16 protein-coding genes are annotated in these 19,890 nt (G+C 38.1%); 11 read left to right on the top strand and 5 right to left on the bottom strand.

Annotated elements, in window-relative coordinates; all coding sequences use genetic code 11:
- Positions 1 to 165: 165 nt before the first annotated feature.
- The 5 genes from ACYSNQ_RS03315 (at position 166) to tuf (ending at position 6,620) form a co-directional block, all read left to right on the top strand.
- Positions 166 to 1,005 carry a PRD domain-containing protein gene (locus ACYSNQ_RS03315; protein WP_426081378.1) on the top strand — a complete coding sequence of 280 codons (840 nt, stop codon included), beginning with the start codon at positions 166 to 168 and terminating at the stop codon, positions 1,003 to 1,005.
- Between the two features lie 17 nt (positions 1,006 to 1,022).
- Complete coding sequence (gene nagE, locus ACYSNQ_RS03320) at positions 1,023 to 3,023, top strand: N-acetylglucosamine-specific PTS transporter subunit IIBC (RefSeq protein WP_426081379.1); 2,001 nt, start codon at positions 1,023 to 1,025, stop codon at positions 3,021 to 3,023.
- Positions 3,024 to 3,218: 195 nt separating this feature from the next.
- The gene (locus ACYSNQ_RS03325) at positions 3,219 to 4,451 is read left to right on the top strand and encodes a trypsin-like serine protease (RefSeq protein WP_426081380.1); all 1,233 of its coding nucleotides are present in this window, start codon (positions 3,219 to 3,221) and stop codon (positions 4,449 to 4,451) included.
- Between the two features lie 207 nt (positions 4,452 to 4,658).
- Positions 4,659 to 5,201 carry a GNAT family N-acetyltransferase gene (locus ACYSNQ_RS03330; RefSeq protein WP_426081381.1) on the top strand — a complete coding sequence of 181 codons (543 nt, stop codon included), beginning with the start codon at positions 4,659 to 4,661 and terminating at the stop codon, positions 5,199 to 5,201.
- Between the two features lie 231 nt (positions 5,202 to 5,432).
- Positions 5,433 to 6,620 carry an elongation factor Tu gene (tuf, locus tag ACYSNQ_RS03335; RefSeq protein ID WP_426081382.1) on the top strand — a complete coding sequence of 396 codons (1,188 nt, stop codon included), beginning with the start codon at positions 5,433 to 5,435 and terminating at the stop codon, positions 6,618 to 6,620.
- A 200-nt stretch (positions 6,621 to 6,820) separates the two neighbouring features.
- On the opposite strand, the gene ACYSNQ_RS03340 is transcribed toward tuf, so the two are convergent.
- Positions 6,821 to 7,357, bottom strand: coding sequence for a CDP-alcohol phosphatidyltransferase family protein (locus ACYSNQ_RS03340; RefSeq protein WP_426081383.1), 537 nt, complete (start codon positions 7,355 to 7,357; stop codon positions 6,821 to 6,823).
- A 328-nt stretch (positions 7,358 to 7,685) separates the two neighbouring features.
- Here ACYSNQ_RS03340 and ACYSNQ_RS03345 point away from each other — a divergent pair, with 328 nt between their 5' ends.
- Positions 7,686 to 8,555, top strand: a complete 870-nt coding sequence (locus tag ACYSNQ_RS03345; RefSeq protein ID WP_426081384.1) for a PhzF family phenazine biosynthesis isomerase — start codon at positions 7,686 to 7,688, stop codon at positions 8,553 to 8,555.
- An 80-nt stretch (positions 8,556 to 8,635) separates the two neighbouring features.
- Here ACYSNQ_RS03345 and ACYSNQ_RS03350 read toward each other — a convergent pair whose 3' ends face one another.
- From ACYSNQ_RS03350 to ACYSNQ_RS03360, 3 genes are all read right to left on the bottom strand, one after another.
- Positions 8,636 to 9,064 (bottom strand): GNAT family N-acetyltransferase, encoded by a 429-nt coding sequence (locus tag ACYSNQ_RS03350; protein WP_426081385.1) that lies wholly within the window; start codon positions 9,062 to 9,064, stop codon positions 8,636 to 8,638.
- Between the two features lie 222 nt (positions 9,065 to 9,286).
- Positions 9,287 to 11,878 carry a bifunctional lysylphosphatidylglycerol flippase/synthetase MprF gene (gene mprF / locus ACYSNQ_RS03355; RefSeq protein WP_426081386.1) on the bottom strand — a complete coding sequence of 864 codons (2,592 nt, stop codon included), beginning with the start codon at positions 11,876 to 11,878 and terminating at the stop codon, positions 9,287 to 9,289.
- On the bottom strand, positions 11,875 to 12,603 hold the full coding sequence (locus ACYSNQ_RS03360; protein WP_426081387.1) for an alpha/beta fold hydrolase: 729 nt from the start codon (positions 12,601 to 12,603) through the stop codon (positions 11,875 to 11,877). The genes mprF and ACYSNQ_RS03360 overlap by 4 nt, the downstream gene beginning before the upstream one ends.
- A 188-nt stretch (positions 12,604 to 12,791) precedes the next feature.
- On the opposite strand from ACYSNQ_RS03360, the gene ACYSNQ_RS03365 reads away from it, so the two are divergent.
- Positions 12,792 to 13,397, top strand: a complete 606-nt coding sequence (locus ACYSNQ_RS03365; protein WP_426081388.1) for a lysozyme family protein — start codon at positions 12,792 to 12,794, stop codon at positions 13,395 to 13,397.
- Between the two features lie 425 nt (positions 13,398 to 13,822).
- Here the strand turns inward: ACYSNQ_RS03365 and ACYSNQ_RS03370 are convergent, their stop codons facing one another.
- Positions 13,823 to 14,413: a class I SAM-dependent DNA methyltransferase gene (locus tag ACYSNQ_RS03370; RefSeq protein WP_426081390.1), complete on the bottom strand. Its 591-nt coding sequence runs from the start codon at positions 14,411 to 14,413 to the stop codon at positions 13,823 to 13,825.
- A gap of 286 nt (positions 14,414 to 14,699) precedes the next feature.
- Between ACYSNQ_RS03370 and ACYSNQ_RS03375 the strand changes: the two genes are divergently transcribed.
- The 4 genes from ACYSNQ_RS03375 (at position 14,700) to ACYSNQ_RS03390 (ending at position 19,877) form a co-directional block, all read left to right on the top strand.
- Positions 14,700 to 16,982 carry a cation-translocating P-type ATPase gene (locus ACYSNQ_RS03375; protein WP_426081520.1) on the top strand — a complete coding sequence of 761 codons (2,283 nt, stop codon included), beginning with the start codon at positions 14,700 to 14,702 and terminating at the stop codon, positions 16,980 to 16,982.
- A 583-nt stretch (positions 16,983 to 17,565) separates the two neighbouring features.
- Positions 17,566 to 17,826 carry a TIGR04197 family type VII secretion effector gene (locus ACYSNQ_RS03380; protein ID WP_426081391.1) on the top strand — a complete coding sequence of 87 codons (261 nt, stop codon included), beginning with the start codon at positions 17,566 to 17,568 and terminating at the stop codon, positions 17,824 to 17,826.
- Between the two features lie 21 nt (positions 17,827 to 17,847).
- Positions 17,848 to 18,204, top strand: coding sequence for a hypothetical protein (locus ACYSNQ_RS03385; RefSeq protein WP_426081392.1), 357 nt, complete (start codon positions 17,848 to 17,850; stop codon positions 18,202 to 18,204).
- Positions 18,204 to 19,877, top strand: a complete 1,674-nt coding sequence (locus ACYSNQ_RS03390) for a DUF3114 domain-containing protein (RefSeq protein ID WP_426081393.1) — start codon at positions 18,204 to 18,206, stop codon at positions 19,875 to 19,877. Before ACYSNQ_RS03385 ends, ACYSNQ_RS03390 begins: the two co-directional genes overlap by 1 nt.
- Positions 19,878 to 19,890 lie beyond the last annotated feature (13 nt).

The raw sequence follows: 19,890 nt of genomic DNA on the forward strand, positions 1-19,890 counted from the left end.
TGTTAACAAGTTGAATAACGTTTTCATGTGACTAGATAATACTAGGCATGGAAGAATTTCATGTGGTTATGACAGTTAATGTCATACAATTATGGAGTTGTTCTATGCTTTTTTTGTTGCGTTCATGGAAATGAAACTGCCAACTCTGCAGAAGAGGTAATGTTTATGAAAATCAAAAAAGTACTAAATCAAAATGCAGTTCTTGTGCTTGACGAAGGACAAGAAAAAGTCGCTGTCGGTAAAGGGGTCGGCTTCAACAAAAAGAAAAATGATGTGCTGCCTCAGCAGCAGGTTGAACGGATTTTTGTGATGGAGCCGGAAGGACTGAAAAAGCTTCAAGTCCTGTTATCCCAAATCGATGAAAAATATTTTTTTGCTACGGAAGAAATCATCAAGTATGCTGAAAATACTCTTGGCGAAAAGCTTAATGCACATATTAATGTTGGTTTAAGTGACCACATTGCTTTTGCAGCTGAAAATATTCAGAATAATATTATTGTTCGGAATAAGCTATTGAATGAAATCGAAATATTGTACGGTGACGAGTTTGCAATTGCTCAATGGGCAGTTGATTATCTGACTCAAACACTGGGTTTGCCTTTTAGCTATGATGAAGCTGGTTATATTGCTATTCATATTCACAGTGCTCGCAGCGGACGCACGGACAACAGTAAAAGTATTCGTGAGGTCACGATTGTTTCTGAAATTATACGTTTAATTGAGCAGGAGCTGGATATCAATATTTATGATGAACAGATGAGTTTGAGTTATTCCCGTCTGGCGAATCACCTCCGTTTGTTTATTCACCGCTTCGAACAAAATCATTACGCTGTATTGGACGACGATATTTTGGATGTTGTTCGTAAAAAATATGCGGAAAGCTATGAAATCGCCAAGAAGATTCAAGTGTTACTGATGAAAAACTTCCACTATCAAGTGCCGAATGAAGAGCTGGGCTATTTAGCAATTCATATTGAACGGCTGCGTATGATTAAAAACAAATAGAGAAGGAGTTATGTATTATGAAAGAATACATGCAAAGAATGGGTCGCTCTTTAATGCTTCCAGTTGCGGTACTTCCTGCTGCTGCGATTCTTATGGGGATTGCAAACTGGGTTGGAAATGGTAATCCGAATGTCAATGTATTTACAATCTTTATGTTTAATGCTGGTGATGCGATTCTTGGTCACCTAGCGCTATTGTTCGCTGTAGGTTTAGCTTTAGGAATGTCCAAAGATAAGGATGGTTCAGCTGCTTTAGCCGGATTAGTCGCTTATCTGATTCCTGAAAAATTATTAGCTCCTGCTTCAGTTCAAATGATTCAAGGTTTGGACGATGTTAGTGAAGTAGCCGCAGCATTTTCAAAAATTCAAAATAACGTTTTAATTGGTATTATTGCTGGTTTAGTGGCGGCTGCTATGTACAATCGTTTTTCTAATGTTAAGCTGCCAATGGCCTTATCATTCTTTAGCGGAAAACGTCTAGTTCCAATTATGGCAGCTGCTTCAATGGTTGTTATTTCAGCGGGACTATACTTTATCTGGCCGGTTATCTTTGATGGATTAGTAGCGTTTGGTGAAGCAATTTCCGGCTTAGGATTTATGGGAGCTGGTTTATATGGATTCTTCAACCGTTTATTGATTCCAACTGGGCTGCACCATGCGTTAAACTCAGTATTCTGGTTTGATGTTGCAGGAATCAATGATATTGGTAATTTCTTAGGTGGTCAAAAGGCAATTGAAGAAGGTTTGGCGATTGTTGGTAAAACAGGAATGTATCAAGCTGGATTCTTCCCAGTGATGATGTTTGGATTACCTGCTGGTGCTTTGGCAATTTATCAAAGTGCTCGCCCAGAAAAGAAAAAAGCAACAGCTTCATTAATGATGGCAGCTGCTTTTGCTTCATTCTTTACTGGTGTAACTGAACCATTGGAATTCTCATTTATGTTTGTTGCATGGCCGTTATACGTGCTTCATGCTGTATTCACTGGTCTGTCACTAGCAGTGGCTGCGTTCTTCCAATGGACAGCAGGTTTCGCATTTAGTGCCGGTTTTGTTGACTATTTCCTAAGCTTGAAAAACCCAGTTGCTAACAGCCCGCTTATGTTAGTTGTTGAAGGGATTTTCCTTGCAGCAGTTTACTATTTCGGCTTCCGTTTTGCAATTAAAAAATTCAATTTAATGACACCAGGTCGTGAAGAAGGCGATGGAGAAGAAACTCCAGATGTAGCAGATGGTGACAATAAGTTTGCTTCATTGGCTCGCAGAATCTACGAAGGATTAGGCGCTCAAGGGAATGTGACTTCAATTGATAATTGTACAACTCGTTTACGTTTAACTGTTAAGGATACAGGTAGTGTTGATCAAGGAAAAATTAAAGCAACAGGCGTTCCAGGAGTTAAGGTAATTGATGATAAGAACATCCAAGTAATTGTTGGTACAGAAGTTCAGTTTGTTGCAGATGAAATGACGAAGCTTCATAACTCTGGCGGCATCAGCGGTGCACCAACAGGTGATACGGCAAAAAAGCCTGAGCCAAAACCGGAAGCTCCTAAAGTTTCCGGCGGCGTAACAGAACTTTATGCAGTAGCTGATGGAAAAACTGTTCCGATTTCTGAAGTACAAGATGATGTGTTCTCAGCAAAAATGATGGGTGATGGCTATGCAGTTGTTCCAACTTCTGGAGAAGTGTTTACACCTGTTGCGGGTAAAATTACTAATATTTTCCCAACAAAACATGCTATGGGAATTCTGACTGATTCAGGAATTGAAGTATTGCTTCATATGGGATTGGATACTGTTGAATTGAAGGGTGAACCATTTACACTTCATGTTTCAGAAGGACAGACTGTGAAACAAGGCGATAAAATTGCAACAATTGATTTATCTGCTCTTGAAAGAGCGAATAAGAAATCTGACTTGATTGTGGTATTTACGAATCAGGACGTAGTAAAATCCTATGATTTAGCTAAAGCAGGACAAGCTGTAAAAGCGAATGATATTGTAGGGAAAACAACTGTATAATTAATAACAAAGCCAGAGTTACGTAAAAGTAGCTCCGGCTTTTTTTGTTCACTAGATTAGTTAGTAATTCATGTTATTTCCAACTGACTGACAAATTAGAAGTGGCAAAAAAGAAAGGTTGTATTTATCTAAAATTATATTCAATAACGATAATATGTATGTTATAATTCATTAAAAGGAAAGGAGTGTTAAGTTTTGGTAAAATGTTTAAAGTTTGTTTTTTTTGTTGGATTAGTGTTTTTAGGAGTGATTGGTAGTGATGGGGCTGTTTATGCTGATGGTATGACTGATGAAGGGGTTAGTTATACTTTTCCAGAAGTAGCTGAGGATAAGATAGTTGACATTCCAGATTTTTCGTTTAGTGAAATAGAACCAAAGAAAATTTGGGGACCAGATGAACGTCGTCCAGTTAGCAACACAACAGTATTTCCATATTCAGCTGTTGTTAAGGTAGTTTGTCACTACAACGTTGGTTTGCCCTCAAGCGGGACAGGAAGTATGATTGGTAAAGATGCTGTGCTAACCAATGCTCACGTAGTTTACAGTAAGGATAGAGGATGGCCTAAGTCAATTACTGTATATCCTGGGAAAAATGCTAATAGTGAACCTTTTGGCAGTGCCCAATCTAGAGTAGTAACGATTTCAAGTACCTCTTATGGTGCAACAAATGATTATGCAGTAATTAGGTTGAATAAAGCGATTGGAAATAATACTGGATATTTTGGATTAACAAGCACAATTCCATCCTCTTTGACATTAACAGGTTATCACGGAGATAAGAAGGACGGTAAAATGTATACTCAAACCAGTGGTATCGTTGGTTCTAATAATGAACAAATTCTTCATCAGTTCGATGCATGGGCTGGATCTAGTGGAAGTCCAATGTATAATAGTAATAAACAAATTGTCGCAATACATGCTGGTGGCTATTCTAGTTATGATTATGCTGTTCGAATGAATGGAAAAGCTAAAAGTAATGTTGTCGCATGGGCGCATGACAAGAATTCTGATGGAACAATATATACTGGAGTCAATTATCAGACACATACTAAAAACTTTGGCTGGATGAACTTTGTGGCTAACGGCACTACTTCTGGGACAACAAAACAGAGCAGACAAGCTGAGGCTTTGCAAATCAAACTAAGTGGCTATTCAGGAGGGATTCAGTATCGATCCCACGTTCAAAGCAAAGGCTGGCTACCTTGGGTTTCAAATGGTCAGACAGCGGGAACCGTTGGTGAATCACGACGGTTGGAAGCTTTTCAAGTGAAGTTAACAGGAGCAATTGCCAACACACATCGCATTGAATACAGAGCTCATGTACAGAGCAAAGGGTGGTTGCCTTGGGTGAAAGATGGTCAGACAGCGGGAACGGTTGGAGAAGCCAGACAAGTGGAAGCGATCGAAATGCGACTTGTAAAAAAATAAAAACATTAGCAGTTTGATTATAATTGAAAACAGTGGATAAAGTAATGTAAATTACTTTCGTCCACTGTTTTTATCTACAAAAATAGTATTATGATAGCGATACATGAAAATATACTGCCGATTGAGTCAAAAATTAATGAAGTCTACTTTTTTAATGCTTAGACTGGTAAACTATGAGTAAGCTAAATGTATAAAGGAGAAAAGAACATGGAAGAATTAATTACAGAGCGGTTAAATATAAGAAGATTCACCGAAAATGATGGTCCATCCTTATTTAACTATTTATCTAAAGAAGAGGTGGTTCATTTCGAACCCTATCCCCCTTTTACAAAAGAGCAGTCGGATAAGGAAGCGCTGCGGCGTGCGCAGGATAAAAGCTTTTGGGCTGTTTGTCTGAATGATGGAACGTTGATCGGAAATCTCTATTTTTCTAAAGGTGAGTTTGATACTTGGATGATTGGTTATGTTTTCAATAATGAGTATTGGGGACAAGGCTATGCAACTGAAGCGGTAAATGCAATCTTTGACTATGGATTTCAGGAGTGGGGAGTGCGTCGGATAATTGCACTCTGTAATCCTCTAAATACTCCTTCATGGCAGCTGCTGGAACGGATAGGCATGCGTAGAGAAGGTGAATTGAAGCAGAATGTGTTTTTCAACATGGACGAACAAGGAAAACCTATTTGGCAGGATACTTATGAGTATGGTTTGCTTAAGAATGAATATATGAAAAATAAAGCGAACTCTTGAAAACTTAGGTAAAACAGGCGTTGTATTTTTACAAGCCTGTTTTTTTAATCAATAGCTGGTATGAATCCAGTAATGGCAGTCATTTTAAATTAAGAAATAAATACGCTTATTATTAGTAAGCATATTTGTTGTCATTTTATAAAAAAAGCTTATAATTTATTTCGTAAAGGTCAGTGAACGTCAAAGAAGATAGGGAGCTGCCTTTCAAATGAATATAGGAGGTTTGTAATTATGGCAAAAGAACATTATGACAGAAGTAAACCCCATGTAAATATCGGGACTATTGGTCACGTCGATCATGGGAAAACAACATTAACCGCTGCAATCACTACAGTATTAGGGAAAAAAGGCCTGGCAAACCCCCAGGATTATGCAAGTATTGATGCAGCTCCTGAAGAACGTGAACGTGGTATTACCATTAATACTGCCCATGTCGAATATGAAACTGAAAAACGGCATTATGCCCATATTGATGCACCAGGGCACGCAGATTATGTGAAAAATATGATTACTGGCGCTGCTCAAATGGATGGAGCGATTTTGGTTGTTTCTGCAACAGATGGACCAATGCCTCAGACTAGAGAGCATATTCTACTTTCACGTCAGGTTGGCGTAAAATACTTAATCGTATTTTTGAATAAAACAGACCTGGTCGATGACGACGAGTTGATAGATCTAGTAGAGATGGAAGTCCGTGAGTTATTAAATGAGTATAATTTTCCAGGTGATGATACACCGATTATTAAGGGTTCTGCTTTGAAAGCAATTGAAGGAGATCCTGCTGCTGAAGCCGCAATTCTTGAATTGATGGATACAGTTGACAGCTATATACCGACTCCGAAAAGAGACACAGACAAGCCGTTATTATTGCCGGTTGAAGATGTATTTTCTATTACTGGCCGGGGAACTGTTGCTTCCGGTCGTATCGACCGTGGTCAAGTAAAGGTTGGCGATGAAATCGAAATCGTTGGTATTAAGCCTGAAACTCAAAAAGCTGTAGTTACTGGTATTGAAATGTTTCGTAAAACACTAGATTACGGAGAAGCTGGGGACAATGTTGGTATTCTCCTGCGCGGAATAACTCGGGATGAAATTGAGCGTGGTCAAGTTATTGCAAAACCGGGCTCTATCACTCCCCATACCAAATTCAAAGCAGAAGTGTATGTATTGACGAAGGATGAAGGTGGTCGTCATACGCCGTTCTTCACAAACTATCGTCCACAATTTTACTTCCGCACGACAGATGTAACTGGGGTTGTAGAGCTTCCGGAAGCCGTTGAGATGGTTATGCCGGGTGACAACGTAACGATTGACGTTGAACTAATTCATCCTATCGCTGTTGAACAAGGAACAACCTTCTCTATTCGAGAAGGCGGCCGAACTGTCGGTTCAGGTATTGTCACTGAAATCGAAAAATAACGAATTTAAGCAAAAGGTTATAACAGAAGCTTCAATTCATAAAAAAACAAGCAGGTACTAATTTCAGTACTTGCTTGGTTTTGTTATTTAATAATAAGCATTTTCTATGCATATGTTTTCTATTGTATTTTGATTTGGAAGCTAGTCAAAGGAAATAGCTCATTTTAAGCTTTTACTGTATTTAAACCGAAGTATTTGTCTTAAAAAAATAACCCTTTCTGATTCCTATCCAAGCTTTCTGAGCGAATCGTCAGCAGCAGTTCTTCCAGCGCCGAAATAAAGGTAACTCCTATCAATAACAGCCCAACCTTTTCTATGCCCAATGTTAGATAAAGAAGAGGAGCACAAAATAACAATAATCCGCTAAGCTTATTGAGCCAAGTATGTAGACTTGAAAATTTTCGATACTTTTTAAAACCGACAAGATAGGCACTCATTCGAATAATGATAATTAAAATCCCCCAGTAAAGAAAGTAAGGTGGAAGGGTTACTGCAGGAATAACCTTGAAGCAAACAATGACTAAAAAGAAAATATCGGCAAGACTGTCTAACAGTGCACCGGTTGAAGTAGCTGTATTTGTTGCTCTTGCAACATAGCCGTCAAGCATATCACTAATCCCGCAGGCTGCGTATAAAATAAAAAATGAGACTGAAAATGGATTAGTAAACAAAATAAAAAATGTTAGGAAAAATCTTAAACTAGTTAGAATATTTGCTGCATACTGAATAACTATCACCTCGCGAGCTTTTTAGTCAGTATAACAAATTTTTAGCTTGTGTACTGATAGTCTTGTATTTTTTTTAAAGGTAGCTGTCAATGTTCAACATCTATTAAAAAAATATATATAATATTTTTCTCTCTTAATAAAAAAATATTCTAGCTTTTCAAAGCTTTTTTCTGCAATACAAACGAATAGATTACTCTGTTTTTTATTATTTGTAGTGCTGAAAAAATGTATAGTGGTACTCCTGTTTTTACAATAAAGTTATATATTTTGAAAATTGTAAATGTCTTTTACTAAATTTCTATGCTATAATTTCAAAAAATGTAGCGGAGGAGTTCATATGGAATGTAAAGTGATACAGGTGGATGCCTTTACCAGAAAACCAGATCAGGGTAATCCTGCTGGTGTGATTTTGAACGGCGATGACTATACTGAAGAAGAGATGCAGAAAATCGCAAAGGAAGTAGGGTTTAATGAGTGTGTATTTGTCTGCAGCAGCGACAAAGCAGACGTGCGGCTTCGTTATTTCACCCCTGGGCATGAAACACCCTTGTGTGGTCATGCAACTATGGGAGCCATGTTTTTATTATCTGAACAAAAACAAGAAGATTATCAGTGGTCTGTAGAAACTCTGGCGGGTGTTATTCAGGTTGATTATGAAACTACGACACAAGAGATGACTATGCAGCAGGCTGATGCACAGTTTATACCGTTTAACGGAGATAAAGAAAGCTTATGTAGAGTAATGGGGATAAGTAGTGACAGCTTAGTTGAAGATTTGCCGATTGTCTATGGCAATACAGGTTCATGGACATTGATTGTTCCTGTAAAGGAAGGCGCAGTTTTAGATCAAATGATTCCGCAGACCGCAGCATTTCCAACTGTTCTGAAAGAAATGCCAAAATCATCAATTCATCCATTTGCGGCTTCTAAAAATGAAGGGACTTATGTTGCCCGCCATTTCTCTTCACCGTTTTCCGGAACGATTGAAGATTCTGTGACTGGAACAGCTTCTGGGGTGATGGGCGCGTATTTGCTGGCGTATGATCGACCGCTTAAAAAGCAGCAGATGATTACTGTTGTACAAGGGAAGCATGTGGGGCGAGAAGGACAGTTAACGGTCCTGGCTGAACAAGAAGGTGATAATGTATATCATGTTTCCATTACTGGAACTGCCTGTCGAAATAAAGAAATGACAATCTCCTTGTAATTGCTGAAAATAGAATTTAAAATACCCTATCGTTGTTAGATAAGATAGGGTATTTTTAGTTGAGTAAGATGATTAACTACTTATTTTTTTGTTATTTCTTTAATAAAAAATAATTCTGTAGGTTGTTCATGACCAGGTACTGTAATAAGTAACCCGCCGGCATCGGAATAGCCTAGCCTTCGATAAAAATGCTGGGCTTCTTCATCTGCTCGTGTAGATGTCATAATGAATGCATAGCCATATCGCTGCATTTCACTTTCCCAGTAGTCCATCAGCATTTTTCCATAGCCGCTGCGCTGATACGATTGATCAATAAAAAGTAGTGTACAAAAAGGTGTATCATCCCAAAAAAGATTATAGCGCAACAATCCAACCGGTTGATTATTATCTAATAAAACATAGCCTCGTTTATCTCTGATTTTCCTTTCAAATTCAGTTTCTGACAAGTGCTGATCTAATTTGAACCAGAAAAGCTGATCTTCTTTTTGTACATGTCTGATATGTATCATAGTAACCACCTTAATAAGCATTTGGTTTCCTTGATTATAGCAAAGGAAAGCTGGAAGAAAAAGCAGAGGGCAGTTAATAATCACAGTCTGCTTTTTATTTTTGCTAAAATTCGGATAAATAGTAGAGCCAAAACACTTATCCGGACTGAGACGTAGCGGACAAGTGTTTTGGCTTCTGCGAAAATAAGTCGTATGTTCACCGATACAGACCGTCGTTAATACTTAACGTTGATATCGGTTTTTCAATATACGTTTAATTCCGTGAATTTTTTTCTGATTTCCGTCAATTGGTGCATTATCAATAATTAGCAGAGCAATCATCACATAGATGATGGAACTATCCCGTGAATACAGAGTATAGCGTGGAACCCAATCAGAGGCATACTTATTTTTGTAGGCACGTAGACCTTGAAATGAGTAGAAGGTAGAGCCGAAATTATAGACAAGAAAGGCGATGCGCTCCTGAATAAAGCTTTTTCTCGACGTACCAACATTGGCTAAGGGAGCCATCCCCATATTAAAATATTCAATACCGTTGTTTTTCATATCGTTGAAAATTGAAATGAACAGAAAGTCCATAACGCCTGAAGGCGCATCTTGTCTGTAGCGCATTAAATCAATGGTTCCTTCTTTTTTAGTATATGTCGGCATAATATTCGCAAAGGCGATGATCTCATCTTTTTGGTTTTTAACAACAGCAATATCTGACAACTGCAGGTACTCCTCTGAAAAGAATCCTAGAGAAAATCCTTTCTCTTTTCGGTTTCCCAGCCACTCATCAGAAACAGAGCGTAATTCAGCTATTGTTTCAGGAAGAAAAGGCGGAGATAGAATGTCAAAGCGATACATTTCTTTTTCAAAACGATTCATTACAGCTCGGTCGGCTCGCCTTTTTTTCCCGGATAAACTAAAGGACACTAAGTCAACGTGAGCCTCTTCCCCCATTTTGATAAAGTCATAGCCATATTCATGAAGCAGCATGACTAATGACTCAGATACCTCGTAGAATACTGGTAAATAGCCCCACAAATCAGCCTCATGAATGAACTGCTGAATTGCTTCAGGAAAATCCTCTGAGTTACCTGAAGGATCGCCCATTACGACACACTTATTATTGTAGGTTTTGAATTGAAGTAGGACGGTTTCTTCACCAGCAGTATTTGAATAAATGTACATATTTTTGTCATTCAGAAAAACCAGCTGGCTGTCCGTATTTCCTCCATAATTATTCAGGAGAGCCAAGGCTCGCTTTTTATCCAAGGGTTCACCAATTTGGTGCTTGTTTCCTTGAAGATAACGAATAAAGATGAAAATGAAAAAAGTAATAAGCAAAATTCCTAGCAGACCAGAAAACCAGATTTTTTCTGATGGGAATAAGAAAAATGAAATAAACCGCCGATGATGATGGGGAAAAGACGGTAGATTGTATACCCCAATCACAGCATAGAGCAAGGCAAGTACAGCAAAGAGAATCCCGTCAAAGGTTCTCATTTCCCAAGAATAAACAAATTGTTTTCTGTAAAGTTCTTTTTTTGAGGAAATAACAAAGATAAGCAACAGAGATAAAAGGATAATCACGCTCCAGCTTAAATCTTTAAACAAAGTATATAACAAGGTGATAAGAATTAACGCAATTGCGGGAATATACGCCCGACTGACTCTTGCAGCGAGTCCACGGCCAATAATCAGTAGAGAAAAGCCTAATATAATGGCAGGAAATTGTGTTAATAAATGAAAAGACCAAGGATTTAGCTGCTTGAGCCAGTGAAATTGTGTAAATGCTTCCGGAATTGTAGCTGAAAGAACAATCATAATGCCGGAAAAATAGACAAGAACGACCAGCAGCTTATGACTTACTTCAATAGCCAGCTCCCTGGGAACACCAGAATAGCGATGATTAAGCGTGTGACTTAGATTTTTTACGAAAAACACGACGCCGATTAAAAATGGGATAATGTAATAAAATAGACGGAACAACAAGAGCCAAACAATGACTGTCTCACGGGGAATCCCTAATGAAGACAGACCGAGAATCATCATAATATCAAAGCTGCCTAGTTCACCAGGAATCATAGAGACAATTCCGATAACAGAAGCAGCGATAAATAATGGAATAACTTGTGAAGGGTGGAAAGATATACCCATAAGTGAACCAATGAGCAGAAAGCTTAGCAGCACTCCTGTCCATTCTAGAAATGAAGTCAAAATCAACTGAAGGCGGGAAGACATAGGGATATCGCCAATGTATTCATCTTTTCTAACCATTGTAAGCAGCAGCACAATTGGAAAATATAAGCCCCCGCCAATTAGCCAAATACTATACTGTTCTAAATAAGGATTTTTTCCGCCAAGTGTGACTAAAAGAAAAGAAATCAAACTGTAAATTGATAAACCTGCCAAAAGAAAAATCAAAATTTTTGATAAGGCCTTTACTACTTTTTTTCCATCTGTTTCTTTGCCGTAAAATTCGGAACGCAGGCCGATACTAACCAAACCGCCAAAGCCAGCAATATTGTTGATTGAATTAATCATCCAGCTTGTTTCCAATAGGTAGGCGGGGGCAACTTTTTGCTCCAGTGTCCGATTAAGTACAATATCATACCCAAACATCGGAACAACAGCGAGTAAACCAATCCCCAGCATCAATAGAAGCTTCCAAAAAGGCAGCGTCTGAAAAATAGCTCCTAATTGCTCAAAAGATATGGTTTTACCAATAGCCAATAGCTCACTGACTACAATAAATAAAACAGAAATAATAAAAATCATTTTAATAAGACCTAAACGCTTCTTGAACCATTGAATAATTGATTTCATAAATTCACCTGCTTTTCTAATAGAAATGAAAGTACGTTTTTGTTAAAAAGGTTGGGATCTTTTCGCGCGAATAGATGGCCTTGACCAGGAATCAAAACAAAAGAAGCCTTGGGAATCTTCTCTGCTAAATACATCGAGTGAGTTAGTTTAATGACATCTTTTTTTCCAACAATTACCAAAGTCTTAGCTGAGATGCGTTCCAAGTCGCGCTCCGTGATACCGATATCCCTTAGCATTAAATGCGTAATAACTGCTCGTTTTCGCCATTTAGAGGAGTAAATGCCTAGTAGCCGAAACCAAAAGTATTCTAGATAGACGCTGATTTGACTAAAAGGAGTTAATCCTTGAAATTCAGTATTTCCAGCATTTAAAATTAAATGTTTGACCATTGCCGGATGGCTGGCAGCAAAGTAGATTGCTAGATTAGCTCCGTCGCTAAAGCCTAGAATATTTAGAGAGTGAATATTCTCCTGGGCTGTGATAAGATAAAGGTCATCAGATAACAAATCAAAAGAAAGCTTGTCTTGTGTATTGGTTGAACGACCGTGTCCGCGGAGATCAATTGTATAGACTTTGAAATAACGGCTTAAAACAGGTACCTGATAGCTGAAATAATCGCTGCTTCCCCCATTTCCATGAAGAAGAAAAAGCGGTGTGCCAGTACCTGTTGTTTCATAAAAGATTTGACTTCCATCTGCGGTTGTTACAGTGTTTTTTTTCGTCATTTTATTCATCACCTGTCAGTAACAGTATAGTCAGTTTTTCATTATTTGAGAAATAATATGGATATAAGCCGAATCGTTTTGATAATGTTAAAGAATTTTAAAGAATAGATCTTCTTTCAGCTTTTTTTTGATAGGTAAAGTATGATAGTAAATATTTCCAGTAGTTTGGAGGATTCAACTGACCAATTATGAAAATCTTAAAAAGAGCAGCAATTGTTATTCTTAGTTTGATCGTAATTATTTCATTATATATGGGTTACAAGATTCGGGGAAATGTACAGCAGGTTATTCGCTATGAGAGTCAGGTAGAAGCAGCAGCCGAGGAGAACGGCATACCAGAATATAAAAATCTGATTCTGGCAATTATTTATACAGAGTCGAAAGGACGTTCAGCTGATTTAATGCAGAGCAGTGAAAGCGTCTATGGTCAGCAGGAGGTAATTGATGATCCAATCGAAAGTATAAAGTATGGTGTTAAGTTTCTAGCAGAAGCAATTCAGCAGAACAAAGAGGCTGGGAATGATCTTTGGACAGCAGTACAGGCGTACAATTTTGGCTTGGAATATATTCGTTTTGTTAGCCAAAACGGCGGTAGGAATACGGTGGCTCTTTCAGAAGAATATTCAAAGGATTTTTTATCTCCACTGCTTGGAAATGATAGCGGAGAAACGTATAGCTATTATCGCTTTCAATCAATTTTTCACAATGGTGGATTTCTTTATAAAAATGGCGGTAATATGTTTTATGCTGAAATTGTAAAAATGAATCAGAATTTTATTAAATGGTTTGGCTAGTGAAAGGAAGAAGCTTGGGAAGTGTTGTAGTTTTTTCTGAGAAATACCAGGAAGCATATGCAGCTAGTTTGATAAGTACTCAACAACAAGCTAAGTTAGAAAAGCCAAATTTTAGTCGAACAGATTTGAATGGATAGTATCATTAGACAACAATAGTGTCTTTTTACAAACGGCTTCTACGCAAGGAATGGCAAGATAAAAACTAAATAAACGCTTAGAGCTTGGAATCAAAAGCAGAGAATTTCTGGTTTTGTTTCAGGTTCTTTTTTTTGGAGGATGAGCGTCCTGGTGATTTAGACATTTTGATATGTATAAAACTCTACATGAGACCTACTAAAAGATACTGCCGAAAATTCTTTAAGGAATTTTCAGCAGCACAGAACAGTATCGAGCGTACAAAAACGGAAACTGTTGTCTAAGAATGATTAGTTTTCAGCCTGCAAAATAAACAGCGAGGCATCCTTGTTCATAAACATATTTTTTCCATGATAGAATGTTTCCATTTGTATATTCTTGAAGCCAGCTTGCTCTGCAATGTGAATCAATTCCCTATGAGAAAAGCCGTTGTGAACATCTGGGTGCTGAATGCTTTCCTCTTTGTCAAAATCAACGATAACCAATTTGCCGCCTGGGTTAATTAAGCTTTTTAGAAGTGAAAAAACAGCAGCTGTATCAGGGATATGCAGCAATACCTGAGATAAGTATACAAAGTCGGCTGATATACCTTTTGAATCTAAAAATAAATCCTGATGGAGCAGGGTAATTGAGTCGATTTTTTGCTGATCAATTTTCTTGCGGGCAATTTCCAGCATGTTTCCGGATGTATCAACAAAAATCATTTGACTGAATAAGTCAATAAGCTGTAGTCCCACCAAGCCTGTTCCGCTGCCAAAGTCTAATGCAGTATCGTATTCGCCGGTTTTAACTGTTTGGCGAATTTTGTCAGCGATTTGTTCTGCAATCTGTAATCGTTCTGGTGAGTCGTAGTGATTTGCTATTTGTTCAAATTTATTCATAGTTATTTTCAGCCTCTCTTAAAGTATCCTTGTTAGTATCAGACATTATCATATCATAGTATCGCAGGAAGAGTTGAGCTGATGGATTGCTAAATAATTAGACAAGACCGTAAAGGAAAGTTTAAGGAATGCACTTGTTTTTTAATAATTTCTTGCAGTTCTTTTCTTGAACAAGTAAACTAGAGAAGGTGTGATTTTAAACTTGAGTGAGGAAAGTAGGGATTCTGTGTCATTAAATAAATTAGAGCTGAAAAAAGGGTTAACTGCTCAGGAGGTTAACAGTCGGATGCAGCAGGGGCTGCAAAATGACTATGAGGAAAACGTAGCGAAATCAACTAAGGATATTATCTATGATAATGTCATGACGCTGTTTAACTTTTTGAACTTTGGAATAGCCCTTTGTTTATTAGCAGTAGGAGCATACTCCAATCTGGCTTTTCTAGCAATTATTTTAGTAAATATGAGTATGGGGATTTATCAGGAAATTCATGCTCGGAACTTAGTTCAAAAGCTTTCTATTGTCGCTAAAGAAGAAGTTACAGTTATCCGGGATGGTATACAGCAGTCCATTAATACCAAAGAGTTGGTTATGGATGATATTGTTGTAATTTCTGCCGGTGAGCAAGTTCCTTCTGATATGCAGGTAATTGATGGTAAAGCTGAGGCAAACGAAGCGCTATTGACAGGAGAATCTGATTTAATTGAAAAAACAGAAGGCGATACACTGCTTTCTGGAAGCTTTTTGTCTAGCGGTCAGGTATATGCTCAGGTTATTCATGTGGGCGCGGAAAATTATGCGGTAAAGATTACCTCTGAAGCAAAAGTGCACAAGCCGATTCGTTCTGAACTGATTCAATCAATTCGGAAGGTATCAAAATTCACTAGTTTTGTCATTATTCCATTAGGTATTATTCTATTTGTAGAGGGCTATTTTATCCGTGAATCTGGGATGAAGGGTTCTGTAGTTGCATCTGCTGCTGCCTTGCTTGGTATGCTCCCTAAAGGATTGGTTCTTCTGATTAGTATTGCCCTGACTACGGGTGTTATTAAACTGGCGAAGAAACGAATTCTTGTACAGGATATGTATGCAATGGAAACGTTAGCTCACGTAAATACATTATGCTTGGATAAAACAGGGACAATAACAGAAGGAAAAATGAAAGTACAGCATACAGCGATTTTAAATCCGCTGTTTAAAGAGAATTTTCCTTTAATCATTGGCAGTTACTTGGCTGAGAGTACAGACAATAATATTACGATGCAGGCGATTAGAGATCATTTTGAATTATCCAACCGCTATGGTGCGGTTAATGTTCTGCCGTTTTCTTCTGAAAGAAAATGGGGAGCAATTCAGTTCAATGAAATTGGGACAGTCGTTTTAGGTGCGCCGGAAAAGCTGTTTAGTGAAGACCGTTTGCCCCAGGAAGTATTTGAGGCGCAGGAACAGGGATACCGGGTTTTAATGATGGGAATTTCTGAACATGGTGTGCTGGATGAGAACGAACAGCTGCCATATCTGGAACAGCTGGCATTGTTTGAAATCGATGATCCGATTCGTCAGAACGCTAATGAAACACTTGCTTATCTGCGTGAGGAAGGGGTTGATCTCAAGGTGATTTCCGGAGATAATCCCGTAACTGTTTCTAATATTGCTCGTCGCGCAGGACTGTACGGATATGAATCTTATATTGACTTGTCTACGAAACAGACAGAAGAGGAAGTTCGTCAGGCTGTTCATGAGTATACAGTCTTTGGTCGTGTTTCGCCGCAGCAGAAGCGGACAATTGTCAGAGAACTGAAAGACAATGGTCGTGTTGTGGCAATGACTGGGGATGGTGTAAATGATGTGCTGGCTCTTCGGGAAGCCGATTGCAGTATTGCTATGGCTGAAGGAGATGGCGCTACCCGCCAGATTTCTAATTTGGTACTACTGGATTCTGATTTCACAACATTGCCGGATGTCCTATTCGAAGGACGCCGGGTAGTGAATAATGTCACTCGTGTTGCCAGTGTCTTTTTCATTAAGACGATTTACTCGCTGATTTTATCGCTTATTTGTGCAGTTACAGCAATTGCTTTTCCGTTTATTCCAATTCAAATTACTTTGATTGATTTGGCCATTGAGGGATATCCGGCGTTCTTCCTTTCCTTTGAAGAAGATAAGAGACGAATTAAAGGTAAATTCTTACCAACAGCTCTGAAAAATGCAGCTGTAAATGCAGTACTGGTTGTGGTGAATATTGTTGCAGTCTATCTAATAGCGGAAAATCAAGGCTTTAATCATTTGGATACGACAACATTAATGTACTATCTTTTGATTGGTATTAGCTGTATGGCTGTTGTACGTGCCTGCCTGCCTCTGAATCCTTTGCGCATCTTCCTGATTGTAACAACTATTGGAGGAATTTATGTAGCAGCTATGCTGTTCCATCATATTTTGGAGGTTGGTTTCCTAACAAGTGCAACCTTACCAATTTTTGCTGTGATGATGCTGGCAAATATTGTTATTCGGGCATTAATCGGCGTATATACAATGAAGAAGAATAATTTAGCGATTAAAGATTTATAAAATTGTTAAAAGAATAACTAGAAAAAGAGAACTCTGCAGGAATTAACTATTCTTCTGCAGGGTTCTTTTTTGCTTTACTTACGAAAGGATACGCTTATTTTTTACTTTCTGTGGCTAAAGACATCTAGTTTTCAAAGATTTAATACTATATAATTAAATTGTTAGATAAAAAAAGCGAATTATTATCGCTGTATCAGTAAAGTGATAGAGCAAGCGAAACGAAAATTAACTAAATTTACTGAAATTCAGTACCTTAATGGTGAGATAACTAACATAGGTTAGCACAGTTAGTTAAGTAGTAAGCGCTATTTTTAAATAGGGATTGCATATAAAGAAGTTAGCTTAGTCTATTGTAAAAGAAGGATAAGCGAATCAAAATTAAACTGTTTTTGACGGTTTTATTTACTAAGTTCTGATTAGAAGACAATATGATGATGGCTGGCGAAAAACGAAACTGGTTACAGAGGAAAATGCGCTCTGCAATATGAGTAGCTGGGTTTATAACAGTTTGCCTTTTAGTATAGGTAACCTTAGAAACAGAATTCTGTTTCTAAGGCAGGAAATTACAGATGGAGGAGATACAATGACGATTAAAAATGATGCAGGAGCTGCAGCAGCAATCGGCGGCGCACTTGCCAGCAAAGCAATTAGCGATAAAGGGGTCATTCAATATGCAGAAGAAAGTAATTTAACCGCTGTCGGAACAGGAAAAGAACGCGGAGAATCGGCTGGACAGGCAGTTGCTTCCTACCGTACGTTGTTAGTTGGCGATGCACAAAAAATTTCATCTTTAGGACAGGAATTTGCTGGTTTGGATCAGGCATTAGCTGGAAAAATGAACTAGTCTTTTTAGGAGGAAATTATAATGGATAGTGAACAACTGTTAAAAAAGGAGCTGCAGGAAATAGAGGAAGAACGCTATCAGGCGGAAAAGCTGGAGAGTGAAGTGCTCTCAGAAGAAGAATATTTTTTTGAAGACATGACTCAGCGTGTTCATAGTGTTTATGAAAGCCAGGAACAGTGGGGACAAGACCCGATGATGGGGTATCTATTTGAGGAACAGGCTGATTTATTGCGGCAAGTACAACAGAACCGTCAGGACTTTATGGATACCTGGGTAACAGAGATGAAGACATATAAGCAAAAGCTTTCAGATCAAGAAGACCACTGTACAGAGAAGCTTTACAAGGAAAGACAAGGGGAAATAAAGGAGGAAAACTAATGGGGTTGTTGGTAAAACCTAGTGAAGTCAAACGGCAAACGACAAGCATGATTACGGCTCTGCAAAAGGATGCTGATTCAATCGATCAGGTGCTGCCGTCTATAGAAGAATTTTCAGGAAATCCAGCTTTAGGCGGTGGTGCCTGGGAAGGGATGAAGGCGCAGCTTTCAGGCCACTGCGCAGTAATTCAGGGATTGATTTTAGCAATGGAAAGTATGATGTCCGATAGCGAATCTTTGGCAGGAGCTGTTGGAGATGAAGAACTGGATGAAGATAAGCTTCAAAAAGAGATAGAAAAGCTGGAGAAGAATAATGCTTCCTACAGTACATCAATTGCTTCTTATCAGCAGAAAATAAGAAATTTGTCTTACCAGTCAATTGGTATGGGGACACTAAATGAGGGCTTAAAGAATTACTATAGTCAGCAAATCAGCAGTACAAAAAAGCTGATTGACTTGAATAAAGAAGCGATTGAAAAGCTGCAGAAAAAACTGGAAACTCTGTACGAAATGGAAAGTGCCACTTCTGGGCTGTATGGAGAGGCAATGTCGCTGTATGACTTATCCCAGCAGGGAATGACTGCTTTAGGCAACAGCTGGACTGGTAGTGGATTTTCATTGCCAAAGGATAGTATGTGGCAAAAACAGCTGGAAAATAAATGGAGTACAAGTGAAACAAGAATTATCCGGCAATTAAAAAAAGAGGGCTGGGATGATCCAGCTATTGAGAAATTTAAAGAGTATTTAAACGAGAAAACAAAGGGATTAAGTGGGGAGGAGCTTATTCAGAAGCTAAATGGAATTCTTGAAGAAACCTATTTAGTAGGATCAGATGTCTATGAAATATTGTTTGATGGATCAGAGCTGCCTGATAAAAAGAAAATCGAATTGGTGCTGAAGCAGATGGGTGGTTATTTAGATGAAAATGGCGACTTGGCTTTTAAAGAACCTTGCCGATTCAAATTTGATCCGAATATGCCGCCAGGCGGCAGTTTCTTAGATAAGTTTTCAAAAACTGTTCAAAATGCTTTCCCAGAGGGATTGACTGTTAAGGATGAGGATAAGAAATTAAGCTCAGTTGAACTAAAGAAAAAATACTCGCTAGAAACAATGCTCCATCAATTTAGAAACACTCTGGATCAGAATAACATTGCTTATGTTCAGCGCTATAAAAAAGAGCATGGATTAAGCAGTGATGAAGAGGCAATCAAAGCAATTCTAGGTGAAGATGGCTGGATGTACAGAGATTCTCGTTTTCATAATAGAGGATTAGTAGGTGAAGATATCGATTTTGGCGACTTGACTAGTAAAAATTTATTGAATAAAGATGGCTTTAATAAATTACTTGAATCGAATGGTTTTAATCGAAAAATTTTATCTGATGATTATCACAGTGAGTTTATTATTGATGAGAAGGGGAATCTTGTTAGTCAATGGGGAAACAATAATAATAAATATGATCAGAATAAGGGGATAGTCAACGGAGAGTCATTTAATTACGGGGCAAAACCAGAAGAAAATGATAGTCATCAAGTATTAGATGTAGATTCACCGGCCTTTTTCGATACTGAAGTTCGGAAGGAGCTTAAGGATGATTGGAGATATCCTGAAAAGAATGATTATTTTAAACAGATTAGAGAACAAGCAGAAAATGGGAAACAATTTAAAAAATAAGAATACAAGGGGT

Source organism: Enterococcus sp. LJL51 (assembly GCF_054871795.1).